This is a genomic window from Chloroflexota bacterium, assembly GCA_020161265.1.
Lineage (GTDB): Bacteria > Chloroflexota > Chloroflexia > Chloroflexales > Herpetosiphonaceae > Herpetosiphon.
In genome coordinates this window covers 115,542-140,560 of sequence record JAIUOC010000007.1, presented here as the reverse complement: position 1 = coordinate 140,560, position 25,019 = coordinate 115,542, and the positions used below count along the sequence as shown (strand labels likewise).

11 protein-coding genes are annotated in these 25,019 nt (G+C 50.3%); 5 read left to right on the top strand and 6 right to left on the bottom strand.

Annotation, left to right across the window (positions count from 1 at the left end):
* Positions 1–55: 55 nt before the first annotated feature.
* The gene (locus tag LCH85_16715; protein MCA0353636.1) at positions 56–2,464 is read right to left on the bottom strand and encodes a hypothetical protein; all 2,409 of its coding nucleotides are present in this window, start codon (positions 2,462–2,464) and stop codon (positions 56–58) included.
* A 396-nt stretch (positions 2,465–2,860) separates the two neighbouring features.
* Between LCH85_16715 and LCH85_16710 the strand changes: the two genes are divergently transcribed.
* The 3 genes from LCH85_16710 to LCH85_16700 all read left to right on the top strand — a co-directional run bounded on the left by LCH85_16710 (position 2,861) and on the right by LCH85_16700 (position 6,864).
* A complete protein-coding gene (locus tag LCH85_16710; GenBank protein ID MCA0353635.1) occupies positions 2,861–4,648 on the top strand; it encodes an ABC transporter substrate-binding protein in 1,788 nt (595 codons plus the stop codon).
* Between the two features lie 63 nt (positions 4,649–4,711).
* Complete coding sequence (locus LCH85_16705; protein ID MCA0353634.1) at positions 4,712–5,752, top strand: ABC transporter permease; 1,041 nt, start codon at positions 4,712–4,714, stop codon at positions 5,750–5,752.
* A 44-nt stretch (positions 5,753–5,796) separates the two neighbouring features.
* Complete coding sequence (locus LCH85_16700) at positions 5,797–6,864, top strand: ABC transporter permease (GenBank protein MCA0353633.1); 1,068 nt, start codon at positions 5,797–5,799, stop codon at positions 6,862–6,864.
* A 168-nt stretch (positions 6,865–7,032) separates the two neighbouring features.
* Here LCH85_16700 and LCH85_16695 read toward each other — a convergent pair whose 3' ends face one another.
* From LCH85_16695 to LCH85_16685, 3 genes are all read right to left on the bottom strand, one after another.
* Entirely contained in the window at positions 7,033–7,554 is a 522-nt protein-coding gene (locus tag LCH85_16695; GenBank protein MCA0353632.1) for a flavodoxin domain-containing protein, read from the bottom strand.
* Positions 7,555–7,618: 64 nt separating this feature from the next.
* Positions 7,619–8,464: an NAD(P)H-binding protein gene (locus tag LCH85_16690; GenBank protein ID MCA0353631.1), complete on the bottom strand. Its 846-nt coding sequence runs from the start codon at positions 8,462–8,464 to the stop codon at positions 7,619–7,621.
* A 94-nt stretch (positions 8,465–8,558) separates the two neighbouring features.
* Positions 8,559–9,380, bottom strand: coding sequence for a MerR family transcriptional regulator (locus tag LCH85_16685; GenBank protein ID MCA0353630.1), 822 nt, complete (start codon positions 9,378–9,380; stop codon positions 8,559–8,561).
* Positions 9,381–9,652: 272 nt separating this feature from the next.
* Between LCH85_16685 and LCH85_16680 the strand changes: the two genes are divergently transcribed.
* Positions 9,653–17,893: a DUF11 domain-containing protein gene (locus LCH85_16680; protein ID MCA0353629.1), complete on the top strand. Its 8,241-nt coding sequence runs from the start codon at positions 9,653–9,655 to the stop codon at positions 17,891–17,893.
* Between the two features lie 208 nt (positions 17,894–18,101).
* Here the strand turns inward: LCH85_16680 and LCH85_16675 are convergent, their stop codons facing one another.
* Together LCH85_16675 and LCH85_16670 are read right to left on the bottom strand one after the other, a co-directional pair.
* Positions 18,102–20,720 carry a VCBS repeat-containing protein gene (locus LCH85_16675; GenBank protein ID MCA0353628.1) on the bottom strand — a complete coding sequence of 873 codons (2,619 nt, stop codon included), beginning with the start codon at positions 20,718–20,720 and terminating at the stop codon, positions 18,102–18,104.
* A gap of 50 nt (positions 20,721–20,770) precedes the next feature.
* Complete coding sequence (locus tag LCH85_16670; GenBank protein MCA0353627.1) at positions 20,771–21,889, bottom strand: DUF3179 domain-containing protein; 1,119 nt, start codon at positions 21,887–21,889, stop codon at positions 20,771–20,773.
* A 130-nt stretch (positions 21,890–22,019) separates the two neighbouring features.
* On the opposite strand from LCH85_16670, the gene LCH85_16665 reads away from it, so the two are divergent.
* Positions 22,020–24,983, top strand: coding sequence for a tetratricopeptide repeat protein (locus LCH85_16665; GenBank protein MCA0353626.1), 2,964 nt, complete (start codon positions 22,020–22,022; stop codon positions 24,981–24,983).
* Positions 24,984–25,019: the final 36 nt, after the last annotated feature.

Genomic DNA, 25,019 nt, shown 5'->3' with positions numbered 1-25,019 from the left:
GCCCCTCGCCAACGCTTTTAGCGCAGCTGGCGAGGGGCAATTGCCGATTGCAGGCTTAATTTGCCGTTTCTTGGACTAGGCTTGAATTTGCCTCTTTGAGCTTGCGCATATGGTTCAGACAGATTACCAACAGGCTATAGCAGGCTACTCCGATATAAAAGTTGACTGAAATCGCGAAATAAATCGAGATCAAGACCGCTAACGCAGAGCAGAGCACACCAAAGATCCCATTGAGCGCCCAATACCAAGGCGTTTCAGTCGCACCACTGGCCCGAACCAGTTGCATCCCCGTTGGAAAGAACAGGCCAAGCAGCAGGCCCAAAGGAAACATCAGCAAGATCGAGACGGTAATCTTGGTGGCCATTGGGGCGGTAATCATTGCTGCGATCACCTCTGAGAGCACAAAACGAATAATCAGAATTGCCAACGCTGTGACGATTGGCATGACGAAGATCCAAGGTTTGCGGGTTAGGGGCAAGCGTTCGCTGAAAAAACTACCTACGCCAGTGCTGGCAATGATTGTGAAGAGCAGAATACCCAAGGCATACACGGGATGGCCCAAAAACACCGAGAGCCGCTGCATGAGTGCGATTTCAACGCACATAAACCCTGAACCAATCAGCGAAAAATAGGCTGCCGCTGACCAAACAATTTTGCCAGAATCAACATTTTTGGCACGGCTCTTTAGGATGAGCGGCATGACGATTGTGAGCGCGGCGAAGATTAAGAGACAAACGATTAGGCCAACCAAGGTGAGGGTTGCAGTTAGATTCCCGTCGATAACCCCATTATCGACCGAGGTTTTATTCAACGCCACATCCATGCGATCTAAGCGCAACATGTTGAAAAAGTAGGGGTTTTCGTCGGTCGTTGGCGTGTAATTTAATGGCTGATCGCGTACAGCCTCGATCAGTGCCGCAGGCGAAGTGACCCCGACAATGCTGCGCAAAACCGCATTTTCTGGCGGCGTGCCTGGTATAATCAACAGCCGATACTGTAAATCGGTGGTTACTTGTTGTAATTGAGCAATATCTTGTTCGCTAAATGGCTGGCGGCTCAAGAGCAAGGTTGAAACTTTGCCCGAACCGATTAAGGCAATATGCCGTGATGGATCGGTGATTCCGGCCTGTTGCAAGGTGGCCACCGCCAAACTGACAATCCGGCCTGTCTCATCAACATTATCCGAGGAATACCAGCGTGAGACGGTAAAAATACCATCATCGGTCAGGCGATCTAGGAAGACCTGCCAGGCCTCAATCGTATAAAGCCCATTTTCGGAGAGTGAATAAGCTCCAGCTCCGGTTGAGGCCCACGTATCGATCAATGACATTTGAATGGTTGTATAGCGCTGGTCAGTCCGCGAAAGATAGCTACGGGCCTCATCCACCACAAAGGAAACACCTGGCCGATTGGCGAGTCCAGCGAATTCTTTAAACCTATTTTGCAACAAGTCAACAAAGATCGGGTTGAGTTCGATGCCAGTGACTTGCTCGTGACCAAACACGATCGCACTTTGCATATCACGACCACCCCCGACCCCGATTACCGCAGCCGAGCCTTGTGGGCGCAAGTAATAAACCATATTGGTCACATCATATTTCAGGTGCTCAATATCGGCGAGTGATGAAAATTGGCGAACTGAGGTGCCCGCAGCTCCATCAATATTCATCAGATATTGGGGTAATAGATTTTGGGGTGCGACTGGACTGGCTCCCCAATATTCGAGGTGGGCGTTTTGTTGATTAAAGACGACAACCCGCGAGAATGAATTCCATTCTTCTAAAAGCAAGTTGCTTGAATCTTCAGCCATGCCCTTAACATAGAGTGGGCGAATGAGTGCGCCGGTTGCTTGATTGAATCCTGCGGCGAGGATGAGAAGAGCACCAATCCCATAGCAGAACTTACGTAACTGTGATGAGGCACTGTTCCAGGCAAAACTTAATGCCGCTACCGCACCAATTGCGCCACAGAGCAAAATGAAACTAGGGGCATCTAAGAAGGCTAAGCCCCCCAAAACGAACAAACATCCCAAGGCAGCCCCGATGAGATCGCTGCCATAGAGTCGTCCGATTGGCAATGGCGATTTCGTCAAGATCGCACTAATCACAATCCCTGAAAAGTAAAATGGCAAGGAACAGGCAAAGGTTGCGAGCACCATCTGCAACAGCCGTTGGATTGTTGAACCCGTATCAAATGGGATTCGACAAAGAATCAGCAACATAATTGGCGTGGCGCATGCATAGGCTAATGAGGCTTTGGCAGAGGAGTCAGCCAAACGTTCGCGGCTAAATCGACTTGGTTGCAGATAGACAGTGGTTGCTCCAGCAGTCATGCCGAGCATCGCTGTCGAAACCGCGAAAAAGGCCAAATGATACCATGTCATAACGCTTAGCAGCCGTGAGAGCGAAATTTCTACGCTCAGGGTTGCAAAGGCGATCAGAAAAAGTCCAACATAGATCGGCATACCTGATACCTCGATAAGGCTGATAAAGAATTAATGAGGGAGTAGTTGAGGATGAGCAATCTAATTTGCTCTAAATAATCCGTGCCTAGTTGTAACTGACCCGTATTATAGGCTAAATTGGGTAAATCACAACTAGCGCTGTAAGTTTCTCGTAGCAGTATATCAATTGACAAAAGAAGCGTTACTTCAAGCCTGATCTGGTTTGACAAAACAGCGGTAAGTAGGCTGCTGGAGCCGAAGAAATATTAAAAAACGAGCCAGTTTAGCGCTAAATTAAGTTAATGAGATTTTACCTCACATGAATTTTGCCCTATAATACGATAACCGCACCGCTCTGTATCAGTGGAGATGACGAGAGTAAGACTATCTTAGGAACGCATAGCTTAAGGAGGTCTCATGTCTTTCCGTAAACCAGGTAAGCGTTCGATTGGCTGGCTATTGCTCTTGGTATTGATGATACCGTTGATAGCTGCCTGTGGCGAAACCGCCGTTCCAACCGCAACTGTTGGCTCAACTCCCGCTACTGGTGGCGAACCCACTGCTGCCCCAACTACTGCTCCTACAGATGACACCGCCGCAGCCACACCAACCGAAGCCGCTGCTGCAACCGAAGAACCAACCATGGGCGATGCTGATAAGTATCTGGTGTTTGGTGGTTCGGGCGAGCCCGATTCACTCGATTCGATGGATACAACCACGGGTACGGCTTTGATTGTAACCCGCCAAATCCAAGAATCGTTGTTGGGCTTCAAAGCTGGTACGTTGGAAGTTGTGCCCGAATTGGCAACCAAGTGGGAACCAAACGCCGACGCAACCGAGTGGACGTTTACCCTGCGCGAAGGGGTTAAATTCTCTGATGGCACCGACTTTAACGCTGATGCAGTTGTGTTCAACTTCCAGCGCTTGTTTGTGCCCGATTTTGAGTTTGGCTTCCGCGCCGAAGGCAAGCAATACAACATCGTGCCCGACATTTTTGGGGGCTATGCTGGCGACCCCAACAGTGCCTTCAAAGAAGTTGTGGCAGTTGACCCAACCACGGTTAAGTTTGTGTTGACACGGCCTGTGCCGTTGTTGCCAAGCTATTTGGCCGCTTCCTACTTCGGAATTTCATCGCCCGAAGCAGTCAAGGCTGCCAAAGAAAAATATGGCTCACCAGAAGTTGGTGGCGTTGGGACTGGCCCATTCAAGTTTGAGCGCTGGGATGCTGGCCAAAGCATCACCTTGGTGCGCAACGAAGATTATTGGGGCGACAAGGCCAAAATGCCAGGTGTGGTTGTGCGCTTTATCGCTGAAGCACCGCAACGTTTGGCCGAGCTTGAAGCTGGCACAATTGATTTCACCATCAACTTGAGCGCTGATAGCCGCAATAAGATTGCTTCAAGCGCCGATTTGCAAGTGGTCGATTTAACTCCATTCAACATTGCCTACTTGTCGTTGAACATGAACAACAAGCCTTTTGACGATGTGCGGGTTCGTCAGGCGGTTGCTTATGCCATCAACAAACAAGAAATTCTTGATGCCTCGTATGGTGGCGTTGGCTCAATTGCCGACGACTTCTTGCCCGATGGCTTGGCTGAATATCGGGCGACTGACCTCGAACCATATGCTTATGACCCTGAAAAAGCCAAAGCCTTGTTGGCCGAAGCTGGCTATGCCGATGGCTTTAGCACCATGGTCTTGACCGATGGAACCGAATTGCCCTTGGAATTGTGGTACATGCCGGTTTCACGGCCTTACTACCCCGATGCTAAGTCAGTAGCCGAACTCTACGCCGCCCAACTTTCTGACGTTGGGATCAAGGTTGAACTCAAAACCGAAGATTGGGGTGTGTATCTCGATAACTGGGATGCTGGCCTGAAAAACGGCATGGTGATGTTGGGTTGGACGGGCGACTACGGCGACCCCAACAACTTCTTGTTCACCCACTTTGGCCCAGGCAACGCCGACGAAGCTGGTTATAGTAACGAACAAGTTTGGCAATTGCTGGCCGATGCTGGTGGTGCTTCCTCGCCCGCCGAGTCGATTCGGCTGTTCCAAGAAGCTGGCAAGTTGATTAACACCGATTTGCCTCGGATTCCGATCGTGCATGCTCCGCCAGTGTTGGCAGCTAAAAAAGCCTTGCAAGGCTGGGTGCCAAATCCAACTGGTGGCGAATCATTCGCGCCGATCTCAATCACGAAATAACCAATAGCCGAGCCTACGCCGCTTGTTAGCACCTAACAAGCGGCGTATAGTAAGGAAGAATGCATGGTTGGGTATATTTTTCGTCGGCTGCTTGGCATTATTCCCGTCCTGCTTGGAATTTCGCTCTTGGTTTTTACCCTGCTGCGAACAATCCCCGGTGATCCAGCGATTATCATTCTCGGTGAACGCTCAACCCCCGAACAACGCGCTGCCCTGCGCACCAAACTCAAACTTGATCGCCCCTTGTTTCTCAATTTTGAGAGCGGCAATATCTTTGAAAGCCAATATGTGACCTATATCACCAATTTTGCTACTGGCGATTTTGGCGATTCGATCAAAACGCGCCAAGCGATCTCCAAAGAATTAAAGGAGCGTTTTCCGGCAACGATCGAGTTAGCCCTCAGTGCTTTGTTGATTGCGGTGGTGGTTGGGGTGACCACAGGCGTGGTTGCCGCGACCAAACGTGGCTCATGGATCGATGCTAGCAGTATGATTGTGGCCTTGCTCGGTGTTTCAATCCCGATCTTCTGGTTGGGTTTGATGATGCAATACCTCTTTTCAGTCAAGCTCAAATGGCTTGACCCAAGTTTGCGGCTTGATACCAGTTTGCAAGGCTCGTTCGAGCCAATTACTGGCCTGTATTTGCTTGATGGCCTTTTGCTTGGACGCTTCGACATTACCATGAACGCCTTTAAACATTTAATTATGCCCAGCCTCGCTTTGGCGACTGTGCCGCTTGCCAGCATCGCCCGCATGACCCGTTCGGCCATGCTTGAGGTGCTGTATCAAGATTACATTCGTACTGCTCGCGCCAAGGGCTTATCGGCGCGGATTACGATTTTGCGCCACGGCTTGCGTAATGCCTTGATTCCGGTGATTACGGTGATCGGGCTGCAATTGGGCTTTTTGTTGGGCGGCGCTGTGTTGACTGAAACAGTGTTTTCATGGCCAGGCATTGGGCGCTGGCTGCTTGATGGCATTTTGGCCCGCGATTATCCAGTGGTGCAAAGCGGCGTGATGTTTGTCTCATTGGTGTTTGTGTTGATCAATACCTTGGTCGATATTTCCTACCGCTTCTTTGACCCCCGAATTCAATATAAGTAACGCTGCTCGGCGTTGTGAATGCAACTTGTTTGTAAAGGTTGATTATGGCGACAACTGAACCAACTATCACCAATAAACCAACGAGCGATCAAGCGTTACTTTCGCGCAAGCCACGTTCGCTCTGGAGTGATGCGCGGCGGCGGCTGTTTAGTAGCACGGTTGGCCGCTTGGGGATGCTGATTTGTGCTTTTCTGTTTGCAATTGCGATTATCACGCCCTTGGTGCAACCACTTGATCAGACGCTTAACCGCGATACCGCTAACAAACTTCAACCGCCATCATGGTTGATGACCGCCGAAGAACGAGCGGATGCTGCTAGCAAAAGCATTGACAAAGCCCGCAAAGATATTCCGTGGGGCAGATTTGAACGGCCATTCGGCACCGATCAATTAGGCCGCGATATCTTTATTCGGGTCTTGCATGGTGCGCCGATTTCGCTAACGGTGGGCACATTTGCGGTGATATTGGCGGTAATTTTTGGCTCGTTGTTGGGCTTAATTTCGGGCTTTTTCGGCGGCATTATTGATACCGTTGCCACTTGGCTGATGGATATTTTGCTGGCGTTTCCCTCGATTCTCTTAGCGATTGCTTTGACCGCGATTAGCAATAACCGTGAATCGTTTTCGTATAAATTCAGCCAACAAATTACTGAACTGCCAATTTTGCAAACGATTTTTGATCCGCCGTTGTTCAATGCGATGTTGGCGGTGGCAGTCGTCGAAATTCCAATTTTTGGGCGAATTGCCCGAGCTGCGGTGTTGAGTGTGCGCAATCAAGAGTATATTCATGCTGCCGAAGCGGTTGGGGTCAGCCGAATGCGTATGTTGATGCGGCATATTTTGCCCAACAGCTTAACTCCAATTTTGGTGCAAATGACCTTGAGTGTGGCCTCATCGATTACCAGTGTGGCAGCCTTGGGCTTTTTGGGGCTAGGCGCACAACCGCCACGGCCTGAATGGGGTTCGATGCTTTCGACCGCCCGCGAATATGTGGGCACTGGCCAATGGTGGTATGCCTTGTTTCCTGGGATTGCGATTATGCTGACGGTGCTGGGCTTTAATTTGCTTGGCGATGGTTTGCGCGATGCCCTCGATCCACGGCTTAAACATTGATCGAGGATGAGATAAGTTGCTTAATCCGGTGGTGTAGAGAGGAAGGCTTTAGGCTGAAGGCTATAGGGCACAGGATCAAACATTGTTCCGATAGCCCATAGCCTCTTCCCTTCGTGTTCTTCGCCTGCTTCGTGGTTAAAAATAAACATTCTGACCCCTTCTTGGTTTTCAGGTTAGCTGACTTGGTAGCGTGGCGGCCCATGCCTCAATCGCCGGCCAGTTGCGATAATCGCCCTCGCGCCAGCGGCGCACCAGCATTGCGCCGCGAAACAACATTCGATAACCCAAACTAATTTTGCTTAAATCGAGCACGCCCGCAAATAAACCTTCGCTGCGTGGCTGCACCAAATTGCGCACAGGTTGCAGCCATTGGGTCACATCGGTGCGGGTTTTTTCAGGCTGTTTGGTCATTGCCAAGGCCAAGCAGGTCAAAAAAGCCGCAAATGGTTTGGTTTGCAACGCCGATTGATGGTCTTTGACAAAGGCTAGCGCCTCAGGCAGCCAATTATTTTTGTGGATGGCGCTGCCTGCGACAACCGCCTGATAGTTGCTCAGATCGGGAACTTGTTGCATTGGCAGGAGCGTCACCCGCGATCCCTGCATCGTCAGTACCTTGGCGATTGCTTGGGCCACGCCGATTGTTGCCCCGCCGCGACTCGCATAAGTGACCAGAATCGATTGATGAGCCATAGCAAACTCCTTAAAAAGCCCTCGCCTGCTTTTAAAGGAAGCGAGGGATTGGCCTGAATAGTAGCTAGCGAGTGATACTGGTGAGCTGCCAAACGCCACGGGCTGCGGCCTCACGGGCAAAGTTGCTGAAATCGTTGGGCTGGCGACCTAAGGCGCGTTCGACTCCATCGGTTGTGTAGGCATTACGACCATCAAGCACTTGGCTAAACAAATATTCGACTAACCACAGCATGTCGGCGGGCCATTGTTGTTCGCGCAAAGCTCCCAAATAGGCTTCGATCGGAATTGGCTGATAATCGATTGGGCGGCCATTAGCCTCGGCAATTTCGCTGATCGCTTCGGCAAAAGTCATTAAGCGCGGCCCAGTAATTTCATAAACTTGGCCTTGATGCTTTTCAACGTTGGTCAGGGCCGCTACCGCTACATCGGCAATATCATCGGCATCAATAAATGGCTCTTTGACATCGCTGGCAGGCAAGAAGATTTGGCCATTGAGCAGTGGTTCGTGAAAAAACGATTCGCTGAAATTTTGCATAAACCAGCCAGCCCGCACAATCGTCCAAGCTACACCTGCTGTTTGCACGACTTGTTCACAGGCTTGGGCTTCTGGTTCGCCGCGCCCCGATAGCAGCACCAAGTGTTTAACTCCGCTGGCTACCGCCAACTGGCAAAATGCCCGAATTGTGTCGTTGGCCGCAGGAATAGCGAGATCAGGTTGGTAGCAGATGTAGATACTTTGCACATCGGCTAAGGCGGCGGGCCAAGTTTGTTGATCATTCCAATCGAAACTAGGCTTAGCTGAACGCGAGCCAATGCGTAGCTTGATGCCTTGCGCTTGCAAGCGAGCCACAATTCGCTGGCCTGTTTTGCCCGTGCCACCTGTGACCAAAACCAGATTTTGAGCTGTCATGGATGGTTTCCTCGATAAAAATCAAATCCATGAGTAGTCTAAATCTTCACGTAACGTTAACTGCAAGCCCTATTTTGAGCTTCTCATTGGTTTCTCATTTAATTGGCTCGATCGGAAATTGCACCTCGGTCAGCAAATCGCTGGCATCGTTGGTTTGCGGCAGTTGCAACGAAATTTCGCGTGGCATGCCGATTGGGCGATAGCCATTGAGTTCGGCCCAACGGCCAATTTGCTCGTAGCTGGTCAAAATTCGCTCAAGTGGGCCTTGTACCACGCTGGTGGCCATCAGTTCGCTGGCGGAATGTTGATTGAACTGCAATTCAAGCTGTGGCGAAATTTTGATTGGGGCATGCTTAGTTTGCTCAATAAAACAGCCAATTTCCAAATCCATATCATAGATTGAGATATTGCTATCTTGGCAAATGCAAAAGCACAAGCCATAGCGTTTGCTGGTTGGCAGGTGTTGGCGAATTTGTTGAATTGCCTGCAAGCCTGATTCAAAATTTTCGGCGACGATGCGGGTGCTGAGCACATTTTGACTGGGCATTGGCTTGAGCACCACATTCAGCGGCTTGTCGAAATCGTTGAGTGCATTCAAGCGTGATTCAATTCGATGGATACGTTGGGTTTCTTCGCGCAAATGAGCTTCGATTTCAGCTTTTTTCTGGCGTAAGAGCTGTTGCATATGGTCGGCAGAGATCTGATCGTGGGCAAGATCTTTAATTTGATCGAGCGAAAAGCCCAAATCTTTGAGCACTAAAATTCGATTCAAGGCTGGTAATTGTTCAGCACTGTAGTAGCGGCGGCCATTGGCGTGGTCGATACTTGCTGGCGGAAACAGGCCTAATTCATCGTAGTAGCGCAAAAAACGCTTGGAAACCTGGGCAATGCGGGCAAATTCGCCGACCGTAAACATACACAATACCTCAATCTAGTGGTTAAAATACCATACTTGCAACTAGCTATGCCTCATTAGTCCACGCTTCATTATAGTGCTGTTCCATTCCAAGGGGGATAAATCGTTCGACAGGACGAATAGCCTATAGGCAGGTCTAGGGCTTGGGCTTATCGTGTAGCTTGCTTCCACTACTATTTGGTTGTTTCTTCAGTGCCAGCTTCAAGGCTTGCTGGGTAGTTTAGTGCGCCTTTTTTAGCGAGTGTGCTTGGTAATTGTATAAAGGGGTTGCTATGATTCGCGAAACTAGTAAACTTGCCCGGGTCGTGAGCATGAGTTTGATTCTGCTGCTAGCCTGCCAAATGCTGGTTTATCCGCATGCATCGTCTGCTGCCCCGAGCGATCAAGCAACTTCCCAACAATCACCAGCAACGAGTTTAATTCGTGACCGTAATGAGCAACTTGATCCCTATTTGCAACGGGTTGCTGCTGCTGATCCCGATTTGTTCCAATCCGCTGCCTTGTTAGCGGTGCAAGATGTGTTTAATGGCAATTTGCCCGAAATCGCAGGCGATCAAGCGATCGAGGAGCAAATTAGCTATTATTTGAATCGCGCAGCTTTAGGCTTGCCGATGCAGCCAAGCAGCCTTGATCCGGCGCAGAGTTCGGCAATTCAGGATGATGCCTATTTGTGGCAGAGCAACCAAGCAGCGATCGGCGCAACGTGGCAAATGACCGCCCGCCCTGATGGCGACCCACGCTTGTTTGCCCAAGAATTTGATGCCTTGGCGGCAGCCCAAATGCCTATTGTGGCTCCAGATTCAGCGCTTGCTCCAAGTGCTGCTGTGGTTGAAGTAGCCGCCCAACCAGCGCTTGACCCAGCTGAAATGGTGGTTGTGCCAGCGCTCCCCAGTAGCCCAGTTAAGCTTAAATCGCCAACCTTTATTCCAAGTCACCCTGCTACCAGCCAATTTTTGGCCAACTTGCCCAGTCAACAAGCTGAAGCTGAATTTAGTGACTTGCGAATTCAGCCCCAAGTGGCTTTGAATAACCCAGTGCAAACGCCACATGCCAAGTTGGTGGTTACCGCGACTGCACCACTGCAAACCAGTTTTGATGAAATCATTACCTATACTGTGACTGTTAGCAACACTGGCGGTCAAGCGGCTTCCTTGGTTGAGCTGAGCCAGCGTTTGCCAGCCAACGGCATGTTGCAAGGCTCAGTTAATGATTGTGTATTAAAAGATGGCGAACAACTGGTGTGTGCGGTAGGGAATTTGAATGTCAACCAAAGCAAAACCTATCGAGTGCCGGTGCAGATGAAAGGCAATGGGGTTTTGGTTAGTACACTGACGGTCAAAGATACTTTTATCGTCAACCCCGATACCAAACCTGCCACCGCTAAAATTAGTACCAACGTTACTTCAAGCAATCGTACCCAACAAGATGTTGGCAAGATTGTGATTGCCGCCGAGGAATTTACAACAATCTTTGGTCAGACCGAGGCCAGTGGCGCGGTTGAAATAGGCTTTAAAAAAGATGGCAAATATACCTATCATCTTCGGCTTGGCCCCAACGATAAAATTAAATGGGATGCTGTGGGCACGCCAACCATTATTGAAACCTATGGTAACGTTGCCCAAATTCAAGAAAATTTTCCTTTGTTCAAGGGGGATTTTACGATTGACGTAACTAAAGATAAGCCATTCATCAAGCCAAGCCCCACGATTACCCCAACCATTAAGCAGTTGGCGGGCTTCCAGCTTTTAGGCAGCGCCGTGATCAGCGATGTGGCGATTTTATCGGGCGAAGCGGGCTTTATGACTGAACTCAAAGTTTCGTTGCCTGCGATTACCACTACCTCAACCTTGACTCCAACTGCAAATATGACCACTACCAATTTGTTGCAGCCAAGCAGCATTTTGACGGGTACGAACCCGATTACTGGAACGAATCCTGTTTCTGGGACGGTCAAGAAAAATACCTTGCGCGTGACGGGAGTGATCAAGCCTGGAGGGAAGGGTGAAGCCAAAATCAACGAATTTGAAATGTATTTTGCAGGCTTGAAGGTTAAAGTTAAAAATGCAACCTTCAGCGGCGATAAAATTAAAGTTAAGCAAGCTCTTTTGACTATGCCTAAGGAACTTGGTGAGCTAACTGGAATTATTTCGGAGATCGAAGTAACCTCGAACTCGATCAACTTTGGTGGGGTTGGGGTCAAAATTCCGCTGCCCAATATTTATCCCTTGGGCAAGCCAATTACGGCCACAAACCCGCTTACGCCGACCAGTTTATTGGCGCAATCAGTGGCGCTGAGCGAAACTGGAGCTTATACACCAGCAATTTCGTTTATCAAAAACTCGGCCACGATTATGTACGACAGCAAAGATGGCTTTAGCCTGCAAATTGATAGTACCCTCGATTTGCATGTTGCCGATAATCATCGCAAAATTCCGGTCGAATTGAAAATCGACTGGAAAGGTAATGTTAAAGGCACAATCAAAGAGCTAAAGTTGAAAATTGCCGGCCACGATTTAGAAATGAAAGAAGTTGAGATTAGCAATGCTGGCTTGAAAGTCAGCGAAGCGAGCTTTACGATCACCTTCCCATCTGAGAAAAAGGATGCGCCCCCCGACCCTGGGGCAAATCCACCAACCGCGCCTAAGGAAGGCGATAAGAATAAAGAAGATAAAAAACTAACGATCACGGTCAAAAAAGTTTCAATTACCAAGCAAGGCTTTGCGATTGGCGAAGGCGCAATTGCCACCGATTTGCCTGATTTTGGGCTTGGCGAGAGTATTCGTTTCACCAAAAATAAAGTTAAATTTGTCGTAACCAACCCAATTACCAGCCCAGCCATGGAGCTAGAGATTGAAGGCACGCTCAAGGTGCTGATCAAAAGCAGCGAAATGGAAACTAAATTTGCCGCCAAATGGGATAAAAAGGGCAAATTCTCGGGCAAACTCAAAGAATTAACCCTGACGGTTGCTAGCTCTAAGCTTGAATTGAAAAATGTTGAGTTCAATACCCAACGCTTTTCAACCAACTCGGCCAGTTTGACCTTGCCGCCAATTCTTGGGCGCACCCAAATTGCATTAACTAAAGTAGTAATTGACGAAAATGGCCTCTCGTTTGGCGATGCTGCGGTCAAAATTCCGGTTAAATTTACGATTGGTAAAGAGAATGGCGAGCCTAGTCCAACCAATTCGGTCACAATTTCTGGCACGCTCGGCCTCGATTTCAAGCAGGATAAATCGTATAGTTTTGTGTTTGCTGGCAAAGTTTCAATTACCCTCGCCTCGCAAACTGCCGAAGCTGAAGGCCTTGTGCGGATCGATAAAGATGGCAAGGTTACTGGCGATGTTGATAGTTTCGAGTTGACGATTGCTGGCATGAAGTTGGCGATCAAAGAGGCTAGCATCGAAAATGGCACGCTTAAGGCGCGTGAGGCGACGTTTGCGATTCCCAAAGAATGGGGCGGGCTATCAGTTTCGGTCTATAACATCGAAATATCCAAAGAAGGTTTTTCGATCGGTGGTGGCTCGTTCAAATTGCCCGAAATTAAAGTTGGCGATATGTCGCTAACCCTCGAAGGCACGCTCAAGAAGGAAGGCAACGGCTGGATCATCGCTGCTGGTGGTGAGTTGAAGTTGCCCAATTCGGGTGGCGCTGGCTGTAGCGGCTTAGGTGTGAGCGTCGAAATTTTTGCTGGCAGCAATCAAACTGTCGCAATGCGGATCGCGCCTGCTTCGGCGGATGCGCTGAACGAATTCCAATTGCGCAAAGTTGGGGTTGTGCTCAAATGTACGATTCCTTTGGGCGCAAGCGGCTTTGATCTCACGCGGATTTCGGGCACGGTTACTCTAACCAGCAATGTGACCAAAATCGAAATGAGCGCCACCATTGAGAGCAAAATGGGGATTGGCAGCTTCCGCGCCGTGACTGCTGATGGCAATATGTCTATGGAATATGTCAAAAATCCCTATAAATTTGAGATTGGCATCGGCGCATCGATGAAAATTTTCTCGATGTTCGAGGCAGCACGGGCCAGTGCCAAGATGCGCTTTACCGATGGCGCGGTGCCCTTCCTGTTTACCGCCGAAATGAATATCAACGCCGTGATTGCCCGTGGCAATATGAAATTGACCGCTTGGACCAAAGATGGTGCGTTCAACTTGGTTGGGCGGATCTATGGCGAGGTTGGGGTTAAACGCGGCGCATTGGTTGATCGTTGCTGGCGGATCTGGATGCCATGGCCCTTTGATGATCAAGATGTGTGTTTGACGCTTCCAGGCAGCGACCTATTTTTTGGCGCAGGTATGGAGTTTGGCAAGTTCAAGCGTGGCAATGGTGATGCTTGGGGCTTCAAAGCCAGCGTTAATATTGCCGGAGCCAACTATGGAATTTACGTCGATACCAGTGGCCGATTTAGCGTGGGCAATGTTGATGATTATCGTTTGATCGATGCGCCATCGCTGCGCCGCGCCAAATATTTGCATGATCTGAATGCTCAACAGCAACTCAATCGTGCTAGTTTGAATGCTGAAGATCTAGCGTTGTTCAACGATTATAGTTTCAACAACCAAGAAATTATTATCAGTACCGTCGAAATGACCCGCCCCGGCGACTTGATGATCAATATGTTGCGCTTGAGCTATGATACCGATATTCAAGTGAGCTTAGTGCGCCCCGATGGCTTGCGAATGACTGGCAGCAACGCAGCTGGTAATCTGAATTTCAGCGAGACCTTGGTTGACCCACGCGATATTCGCGACCCAATTACCCATCAAGGTAACGCTGCTGCACCACCAATGCTGCAAACTAGCCTGAATGTGACTAATGCTGCACTTGGTGAATGGAAGTTGGTGTTGAATCGCGCTCCTGCCTATGATTTTATTATCAATGTCAGCGGCACGATTTATGGCCCGCCGATTAGTAATTTGGCCGTAACCAACCAGAACGATGGCAATAATCTCGTCGATTTGGCTTGGACGCAGAGCACGCCATTTACTTCGACGGCGACGATTTATGCCAGCCAAGATACGATTACTGACACCGCTAGCTATACCAAAACCAACAATTTTATGCGCCCCGATGGGATTATGGCGACCGAAACGATTACGGTCGATGTTGGTACGGTGACCAAGTTTAGTGGTTATCCCTTGGTCAGCTTCGATTATGCCGAAGGCTTGCAAAATGCTGACGAAACGCTCGATCTTTCCTCGCTCAAGAGTGGGGTTTACAATCTGTGGCTCGAAGTCAACGACGGCCAGAATCCACCAAGCCGCCACTATTTCCCGAACACGGTAAGCGTGTTGCACGCTTGGGAACCAACATGGACAACCACCAGCGTGATTACCCCAAGTTATGGCAGTTTGGATGTGGCTTGGACGAAGCACCCTGATCCTGACGTTGATGGCTATGAAATTCACGTGCGCAATGAAGCTGATCAATTTGATGAAGATAGCTACATTGTTGATGTTGGCGATGCTTTATCACAAACGATTACTGGCTTGAATGCGGGTGAAAACTATGAACTAACGATAATTGGCTACGATTCGGGTACTGGCCGAACTTCGAAGGCTGCGCCCGTTACGGCTACCCCATTGGTTGCACCATTCAGCATCACGGCCAACCCAACCGAATTAACCTTGGATGCGGGGGTAGCGGGTACAAGCAACTTAACGATCGCTTCGAACATCAATCCATATCCAGAGCAAGTATTTATTGAAGTCGCTAATTTGCCTGAAGGTTTCGCGGCCCATATCACCACGCCAATCGTAACTCCAACCTTGGCTGGCGTGCAATCGAGTGTGGTACTCACGCCTGCCGCTAGTTTGCTTGGCGACACCTACACCGTCACCTTGGTGGCGCTATCGAATGGAACCGAGCACTATCTCGATATTCCGGTGGTGTTGAATGAGCCAAACTTTACGCTGCGCACCAGCGTTGATGCTTTGACCTTGACCAACTTCAATAGCACCAGCGTTGCGATTGATGCGACCTATCAATTCAGCGAACAGGATGAAATTTTCGTTGATGTACTGGATATGCCGTTTGGAGTCGATTGGTCATTTACCCGACCCAGCTTTATGCCAGGCGAACAAACCCGCCTGATCTTGACTGATACGATCGATCTGGAGTATGGCGACTATCCAATCACCTTGTTGGCCTTTGATAACGAGCATGCCTACACCAAAACCCTGACCTTGGCGGTCACTGGCTTCTATATCGAAGTCGCTGAGGATCAAGCCGCCCGACCGCATGAAGTTGGCGCACCCTACGTTTTGACCATTGATGGCAACGAATGGGATTCGCCAATCGAATTCAGCATCGAAGAACCTGCCGACGAAGCATTGTTCTTTGTCAGTTTGTCGAGTGCCACGGCTGAAGTTGGCCAATTGGTCAACCTTGAACTGAGCGCATTAATTGATACAGCACCTGGCACCTATGAAGTGTTGCTGCATGCCAGCAGCGAGGGCTATACCCAAACCTTGCCGTTGTATGTCACGGTTGAAGCGAATGCCATGGCTACCGATTTGGTGATGGGCTACGAAGGCTTGATTGGTGGCTATATCGTGGCGGGCGAAAGCTATAGTTATACGCTTGCTCCCAAGAATATTAGCTTGAATCCAGCGCTTGATGTTGCCGTGATCGATCGAATGTTGGCCAACAGCCTCGTCACGTTGGATGACCCTGATGGCTGTGGGGTTGCGACGAATGGCGCTACGACAACCCTCAATTGTAGCCTTGGTGATATGGCGGCTGGCAGCCAAAATAGCGCCACAACCCTGACTTGGCAGGTCGAGCCTGAGGTTGCCGAAGGCACGCTCATCTCGCATACCAGCGAGTTGCTGATTTACGATACAGCGATTCATAGCGAAACCTCGGCGATCGATAATTTTGGTGAGTTGGCTTTTACCGTCGAACGTTTATCGGATTTAGCCTTGACTGTAGATTATGATCAAGTGGTGAATGCTGGCGAATTGACTACCTTGACCGCGACAATCACTAATACTGGCCCTTCGGATGCAGCAAATGTGGTGGTCGAGTTCTACTTGCCAGCCGGAACCAGCCTTACATCAGCGGCAGTTGGCTGTATCCAAGAGGCTGAGTTGGTGCGCTGCGAGGTTGGCGTGATGAGCGTTGATCAGGTTGAAACCTTCGCGATTCAGCTGGCGGTTGGGGCAAATCAACGTGACTACCTCGAAACCTTGGTGGCAGTTGATAGCGATTCATATGACCAAGATTTGATCAATAACTCGGTGTATAGTTTCGCCGAAGTTGTGGCGGTCGCTGATTTGAGCATGACAATTGCGCCAAATCGCACAGCCATCAACGAAGGTGAAGTTGTTGAATATCTCTTGACGATTGTCAATCAAGGCTCAGCAACCGCCAATAATCTGCAGATTGAGCTTGATTTGCCCGATGAGGCCGATATTGTTGATCTGCGGATTGGCAATGTGTTGGATGTGCCCGAAGCATTGACGCTTGAGCCAGGTGCAACATTAACTGCAACGGTTGGCATTCTCTACCCTGAGGATGATGCTGGTACGCCAATTAGTGTTGAGGCCTTTGTGATTGCCGATGAAGCCAATGAGGTAACGGCAACCAGTGTCGATGTAGCTGTGACGAATCTGGCTCCAAGCGGCATCTTTACTAACACGCTGGTAGTCAACGAAGGCGAATTCGGGATTTTGGCACTGATGATCGACGATGCTGGCAATGAGTATGATCCATTGACCGTTGCTTGGGATCTCGATAATGATGGCGCATTTGACGATTCGACCACTGCGATCACCCGTTTCGATGCTCGCTCGTTTGACGGAACCACCACTCGCCCAGTCGCGGTCAAGATTCTTGATGATGATGGCGCTGAAACGATTGTCAATGGCACAGTGCTAATCCTCAACGTTGCGCCAACCGTCGCAGCTGGACCTGATCAGTTCCAACGCTACGATCAACAATTTACCCTCGATTTGGCTTTGACCGACCCATTTGCCAATGACACCAAAACCGCCAGCATCGATTGGGGCGACGGATCGATCGATACGATTCCGTTGGCGGCTCAAGTGACTAGTACCAGTGCTAGCCATGGCTTTAGCGCAATTGGCAACTACACGACCAAGGTTTGCGTGACCGACGATAATCAAGGCCAAGGCTGCGATGAAGTTGTATTGTATGCAATGTGTCGCGATAATGGTTTGTTGGTGCGGGTTGGGCAGCAAAACCAGCAAATCAGTATTATTTTGGAGAATGCTAGCGGCAACCTCGCAATTCCAACTGGTATGCCATTGAGCTTGTATCACGGCAATACAGTGCTGCAAACCTTTGTGCTTGATCAGCCGTTGGCAGTGGGGACTTCACGCACGCTCAACTATACTTGGGCCAATGCGCCGTTGAGCGCTAACTTACGAGTTGCTACCGATGATGATGGCACAGGCTCGAAATCGACCGATCTCTGTTCAGGTAGTGTTTACAAGTGGGCAATTAACACCACAATCTATGCTCCGGTGATTATGGTCAATCGCTAAAATTTAGGGTCCAGTTGTTAGGGGTCAGGGATCAGGTTTAAGCAAAGCCTGCATTCCTGACCCCTTGCTTGTTTCTACAAAGCGATATTCTAGGCTGTGAGCTATCGGAAGAATAATTCGTGCAATTCGTGGCTAAAAACAGCCTTCGTGCTCTTCGTGGTTTCGTCCTTCGGCTGCTTCGTGGATCAAATATGGAAGCGACATCTCGCTAAGGAACCCAAATGAGCCAAATGGGACTACTGCCAACCAGCGATCCATAGACATCGCGAAAGGCAATTTCAAGCGGTTGACCTACCCACGTTTCAAGCGTCGCACGGGGAATTTCCACGATTACTGGCGTTGTAGCGATCTGGCTAAATTGCACTTGGCCGTTGATTCGCACCACCAGTTCATCATCAACCTGGATTGGCTGAATGCTCTGTGGTGATGATGAAAAATAGAATTTGCCGCCTGGTGGTAGGCTTGTGGCAAGCTGAATCGTGGTTGTATAGTAGGTTTCGCCTTGGACAGTGATTGGGCGAATCGGAATCGCTTGATCATTGAGCGTTGCCAAAACGCTGATTTGACGTAGCGAGACTAGGGGCAGATAGGCCGATCGTTGACTGCTGGCGCTCGGTGTTGGGGTTATGCTGGGGGTTGGGGTTGGTGGTGGCGCAGCTGGACAACTATTCAACAGCACGACCAAGGTGTTCGAGAGATAATTAGCTCCCGCCAGATCGATCTTGCCATCGTGATTAAAGTCGCCAGCACTTAAGCCGCGGTTGGCAACCCGTGGGCCAAAACCACTGAGCGCAGCAAAGGTTCCATCGCCATTGCCACGGGCAATCGTGACACTTGATTCTGAGGTATACGATACCGCTAAATCGAGCCGCCCATCAAGATTGAAATCGTGGCTCAAGACATCCATCGGCAACAGATTACTGGGCATGGTGGCGGTAACGCTGAATGCTCCTGTGCCTGTGCCGCGCAAAATCGAAAGTGTGTGGGCGCTACGATTGGTGACCGCTGCATCGGCAATGCCATCACGATTCCAATCGCCAAAGCTCACCGAGGTTGGGCCAACCCCAACCGCCGTGTTGATGGTTGGGTCAAACGTGCCATTGCCATTGTTCAAGCGAACGCTCAGGGTATTCGCCACATAATTAACCCACGCCAGATCGATCGCGCCATCGCGATCAAGGTCAACACTGGTGAGTTTGAAGGGATGCGCGTCGCTTGCATAATCAGTTGCCGCACCAAAAGCACCGCTGCCATTGCCCATGCGCACGCTAATCGAATTGGCATTGTAGTTGGCGCTGGCAAAATCAGGGCTGCCATCGTTATTGAAATCGGCAATTGTTATTTCCACTGGATTAAAGGGCGTTGGATAGCTGGTGGTGGTGAAATTTCCAGCGCCATTATTCAGCAGCACAAGCGCTTGATTGGCCAAAAAGGCGGCCACAATCAAATCGTTGCGGCCATCGCGGTTGATATCACCCACCGCTACATCGGATGGTTGCAGCCCAAGGCTGATACTGATGGCGCTGCTAAACGAGCCAGTGCCATTATCATAGCGAATAATGATGCTGTTGGTGCTTGGGTTGGCGATTACCAAATCGAGATCACCATCGTTATTCATATCGCTGGTGGTGCTGCCAACTAAGGTTTCGGCTCCAATCGCTGTGGTCGTTGCGCTAAAGCCAACGCCACCACATTGGCTATCGCTGCGGTTCAGCAAAACCCCAACGATTGCACCTTCGTTGCTGGTGACTACATCGTTGCGGCCATCGCGGTTGAAATCGGCAGCGGCAACCGCCCGTGGCACAAATGCCCCGCTAAATGAGCCTGCGTCATGAAATATGCCGTTACTGCTGCCTTGCAAGACCCACACATTGCCGCTGATCGTCGCCACCGCGAGATCGAGGTTGCCATCGTTATCAAGATCGCTGGCGGTGAGCCATTCGGGGGTTGGGCCAACTGGATAGTAGGTTGGTGTGCCGAAACTACCAGTGGCACTGCCAAATACTACCGCGACCTGATTGGTTGGCGGGCGGATCACGATTGCCAAATCGCGGTTGCCATCGTGGTTCCAATCGCCATGCACGATGCCATAGGGAAGATCGCTCAATGGATAATTGATTGCGCCAGTGAATCCGCCTGCGCCATTGCCGAAACCAACGGTAAAAGCTTTGTCGGTATAGATCGTTTTGGCTACATCCATCCGATTGTCGTGGTTAAAATCGGCCACGGTTAGGCCATAGCCCCCGCCGCCAACTGTGCTCAGCAAGGGACTGGCGAACCCGCCACTACCATTGCCAAGCGCAACCCCAACATTATTGGTTGCTGTTAATCCGCCAACAACTAGGTCGGGGTGACCATCACGATTCAGATCGGCAATTTGAATTGATTCTGGTGCGCCAACCGTTGGCAGATTAACTGCCGCGTTGAAACTGCCTGTGCCTGTTCCAAGCAACAACGAGACCGAAGCTGAGCCAAAATTAACCACCGCCAAATCGTCGTTGCCATCGTGGTTGACATCGCTTACGGCGACTGAGATTGGAAAATTGCCAGTTGCATAAGCTACGGTTGCGGCAAATGTGCCATCACTATTGCCAAGTAACACATTAATTTCATTGGTGGCTCGTGAGGTTGCCGCGAGATCAGCCACGCCATCGCGATTGAAATCGCCAGTTGCCACAAATGCCCCGCTGCCGGTTGTGGGATAAGTTACCACCGGATCAAACTCAATTGTGGCGGCTGGAACTGCTTGAGCTTTGGGATGCTGCATGATGGTGATCAACAGCGCTGCCATGAGCAAACCGCTAAGTATTTTGAGCGAAATAGCCATTAATTTTCCTCCAAAGGTTTCACTGCGGTAAGCATAGGGTGTGAGCGTAATCAAACCGTATCCAGCGCATCAATATCGGAGTAGAGCCGCAGGGTTTGGGTTTGCTCACCAATCAATGCTGCGAAGGCAAACCAAAAATGGTTGCCATGAATAATTGGGCTAAGTTGTCGCCCTTGCAGTGGGCCTGCTAGCGCTCGCCCGCTAATATCCCAACGACTGTTGGTTTGGTGGTCGTAAATCGCTTGCTCACGCCATTCAAAGCTCAGCAGCATGCCATCTAATTGGCGCAGCCAAGCCGTGCCCATTCCAGTTGCATGCGATTGGGCGATGGTGGCAGCATCGACCGCCGAAGCCATGCCTGCTTGATAGAAAATTGCGATCGAAGTATCCAGATAGTGATCGTTAATCACCAGCCGACGTGCTAAAATACTGAAGGGATAAGCGAGCGCAGCGTTACCAAGCACCAAACCAACCACCCGTTCCAGCGCTGGTAGTTGAGGATTGGGGCGTTGTTGTAGTAGCCATGGAGTGGTTTGTTGATCGTAGGCAATATAAGGATTTTGGCCATAGCTGCGCCGAAAGCCAGTTTGACGCGATAGCACACGGCTGGTCGGGGTTTGCTCACGGGCAATCTGCCATGCAACCAAGAGGCTTGGCAGCATTTGGAGTTGGCTTCCGGCAAAATGGCCAACCAAACCCAAGCCCGTTGCTTGTTGCCACAACGATTCGGTTTGCCGGTCCCACATTACTAAATCACTTTTGCGTAGCAAACCTGAAACGCCAAAGGTTAATCGTTGGTCGGCAATTTGGCGCTCGAACACAACACCAATATTGCATAATGGGCAAAAGGTCACGGCAATTGGCAGCTGGCCAAGCCAATCGTTCACAATTTCATGCCACATCAAGATTTGCAGCGGGTAGATTGTGATGTGCTGCTGGTTGGATACGACTAAAACAGGATCATCAGGGCTGAGCCAACCATTGGCTTGATCAATCGACTCAAATTGCGGCTGATCGATCGGTGGAATACCATCGCGTCGTGGATTGCCCAGCGTGAACTCGCGATAATCAACCAGCTGACGGCTAAAATCGGTCTGCCAATCGTGGCCAAATGTGCGCGTGTTTGGTTCATGGGCGCTTGATTGCGGGGCTTGTGGTCGTGTGTTCATCAGGGGTATCCTCCAGTGTTCAAGAATCGGTTTTGAATAAATTCGGGGTGAGGGCATGCACCCAAATTTTTTAAGAATGCAGCTTAGCGTCCGAGCGTAGTCAATCCGTAATCACCGAAGGACATGGATCATGCAGTTTTGCTTTTTTGGCCTTGTGCGTGCCACATTCAACGATCAACCGCTGCAATTTCGCTCGAATAAAGTTCGCGCACTTTTGGCGATTATCTGGCTTGATCCGCGTCGCCAGTGGGCGCGTGATGAGCTGGCAAGCTTGCTTTGGGAAGATTATTCGAGTAGCAAAGCTCGCACCAATTTGCGCGTAACCTTCTCGCAATTACAACAAAGCCTGCATCCGTTGTATCAGGCCTTGCCTGAGCGTGCACCGTTGTTGGTGGCAGATCGGGCGCGAATTGTGCTGCAAGCCCAAGCATGGCCCGAATTGAAGGTTGATGTCTGGCGGTTTGATCAAGCAATCGCTGCCTATCACACCCATAACCATGAGCATGAGGTGATTTGCGTTGCTTGTATTGAACAATTAACGAGCGCGGTTGGGTTGTATCAGGGCGATTTGTTGACTCCCTTTGCGATTGAGGCGAGTAGTGGCTTTGATGCTTGGCTGGAACGTCAGCGCGAGGCGCGACATCAACAACTGCTGCTGGCCTACGATGTTTTAGCCGAGCATGCCCTGCGAATGCGCGATTTTCATGAGGTTCAGCGGCTTTCAACCGCCCAATTGCTGCATTTACCTTGGCATGAGCAGGCTCATCGGCGCTTAATGATTAGTTTTGCCGAGTTGGGCCATCAGAGTATGCTACGCGAACAGTATTTGCTCTGCCAACGAACGCTTGAGCGCGAGCTGGGGATTGGCCCTGATTCGGAGACCCAAGCGCTTTATCAGCGTTTAATCACAACTTCGACCGCTCTGCCTCAGCCTAATCCAACCCTAAAAACCTTGCCTGAACGAAGCAAACCATTGATTGGCCGAACTCATGAATTAGCGCTCTTGCACAGCTTGATTGAGCAAAAACAGCAACGTTTGGTGACATTGCTCGGCTTGGGGGGCATCGGCAAAACGACGCTAGCCTTGGCCTATGCTCATGCTGCCCAAGCGGCCTTCGATGCTGTATGGTTTGTGAGTTTTGCGGGTAGTGCTGGCGAAGCGCTCGCTTCCGATCACCATCGGATCAGCGCAACCATCGCGACGACGCTGGGCTTATCGCAACAATTGCACACGCCCCAAGCAGCCTTGCTGCATTACCTTGGTCAGCGCTCGGTCTTATTGGTGTTGGATAATCTTGAGCATTTGGTGCACGAGGCGCTGCATGTACAAGCAATTCTGGATGCTTGCCCGCATGTGGTGGTGCTGGTAACTTCACGCGAACCACTCAATATTCAAGCTGAGCAGCGGGTGCAACTGCATGGCTTGGCGTTGGCACATGCTGATCAAACATTCGCAGCCAGTGCCCAATTATTTCTGGCACATGGAACCAACGCTACCAGTCAAACCTTGGTCGATGCTGCCAGCTTGGAATGGATCGATCGAATTTGTCGCATGCTTGATGGTAATCCATTGGCAATTGAACTGGCCGCTCGTTGGGTGCACTATCTTGGGTTGGATGAAATCGCCACGGCGATTGAGCAGGATATGGATTTTCTGCAAACCAGCGTGCGTGATTTGCCTGACCGTCATCGCAGCATGCGAGCAGTATTTGATGGCTCGTGGCGCTTGCTTTCGCGCCACGAACAGCGCGTGCTCAGTCAGGCTAGTTTGTTTCGGGGCAGTTGGTCGCTCACGGCGATGCGCAGTATTTGCGCAGTTTCGCGGCTGACCATTCGCGAGCTGATCGATAAAAGTTGGCTAACCCAGCATACAGGCCGCGCGATGATCCATCGTTTGATTCAACGCTATGCCCATGAACAATTGCAACGGATGCCGACTACCGCTGTAACGACTGCAAAACGCCATAGTATTTACTACTTGGCCATGCTTCGGCGGCATACTTCGGCGCTCAGTGGCTCGCAACCACAAGCGAGCGTTCGGCTGTTACGCGACGATCTTGATAATATTCGTCAGGCTTGGCTTTGGGCGGTTGAACATAGCGCAACCCATTTGGTGCATGCAAGTCTGGCAGGTTTATCGCAACTCTATGATCTTTTAGGCTTGTATCACGAGGCGATTCGCGTGCTGCAAACCAGCATCACCCAGATTCAACGTCAACCAACCAGCCTCCAGCAACAACGCCTGCTGATGCGCTTGACGATTGCGCTCGCCAGCCATTTCAATGCAGCAGCGGATTATCGGACTGCTGAGCAGGTTGGGCAACAGGCCTTGGATTTAGCTCAGACGCTTGATATTCCACAGCAGATAGCCGCCTGTTTGTTGCAAATTGGCATCGCCCAACGTAATTATGGGTTGTTTGCTGCCGCCGAACAAAGCCTTCAGCGCTCGATCGCGATTGCCAAACCGTTGCCGTTGAAGCAGGTCTATGCCCATGCGCTGCGTAGTTTGGGCTTTTTGGCCTATCTCCAAGGCAATTATTCCGTGGCGTTGCGCTACCACGAGCAGGCGTTGGCGTTTTATCGGTTGCTTCACGATCAACGGAGTATTAATTTGGCCCAAAATACCTTGGCCTTAATTGCGCTTGCTAAGGGTGATCATCAACCTGCTTGGGAGCAATTGGCGGCGGTGTTGACGCCTTGTCAAGCGATTGAGGATGGTTGGGGTGAGGCTTTGACCCTGAATAATCTGGGAGCTGTGGTGCATGCTCAGGGTGATTCAGTTCGTGCAATCGATTATTATCAAAAGGCATTAAGCATTCGCCAACGGATTGGCGATCGTTGGGGTGAGGGCATTAGCTTGAGTAATCTGGCGGCGGCGTGGCACGAACAAGCAGATTACCAAACTGCCTATCAAATTGCAATTCAAGCCATTCAGCATACCACTGCAATTCATGATTTGCCGACCAAAGCCTATGCCCTGACTACCCTTAGCCAGATTCTGCGGGTACTGGGCGATCAGGCTGGGTCAATCACCGCCCGATCAGAGGCCGCAACGTTGCGCACCCAGCTTGGGCAAGCTCATCTATTAGCGTAATTGAACCCTGCAATCAGCCCGTAATCGTGTTTACGA

Bases quoted from the DNA above. Each gene is read 5' to 3' on its own strand.
- LCH85_16695 (MCA0353632.1), bottom strand. From the start codon at position 7,554: ATGGCTCATCAATCGATTCTGGTCACTTATGCGAGTCGCGGCGGGGCA.
- LCH85_16680 (MCA0353629.1), top strand. From the start codon at position 9,653: ATGATTCGCGAAACTAGTAAACTTGCCCGGGTCGTGAGCATGAGTTTG.
- LCH85_16675 (MCA0353628.1), bottom strand. From the start codon at position 20,720: ATGGCTATTTCGCTCAAAATACTTAGCGGTTTGCTCATGGCAGCGCTG.
- LCH85_16700 (MCA0353633.1), top strand. From the start codon at position 5,797: ATGGCGACAACTGAACCAACTATCACCAATAAACCAACGAGCGATCAA.
- LCH85_16715 (MCA0353636.1), bottom strand. From the start codon at position 2,464: ATGCCGATCTATGTTGGACTTTTTCTGATCGCCTTTGCAACCCTGAGC.
- LCH85_16670 (MCA0353627.1), bottom strand. From the start codon at position 21,889: ATGAACACACGACCACAAGCCCCGCAATCAAGCGCCCATGAACCAAAC.
- LCH85_16690 (MCA0353631.1), bottom strand. From the start codon at position 8,464: ATGACAGCTCAAAATCTGGTTTTGGTCACAGGTGGCACGGGCAAAACA.
- LCH85_16685 (MCA0353630.1), bottom strand. From the start codon at position 9,380: ATGTTTACGGTCGGCGAATTTGCCCGCATTGCCCAGGTTTCCAAGCGT.
- LCH85_16710 (MCA0353635.1), top strand. From the start codon at position 2,861: ATGTCTTTCCGTAAACCAGGTAAGCGTTCGATTGGCTGGCTATTGCTC.
- LCH85_16705 (MCA0353634.1), top strand. From the start codon at position 4,712: ATGGTTGGGTATATTTTTCGTCGGCTGCTTGGCATTATTCCCGTCCTG.
- LCH85_16665 (MCA0353626.1), top strand. From the start codon at position 22,020: ATGCAGTTTTGCTTTTTTGGCCTTGTGCGTGCCACATTCAACGATCAA.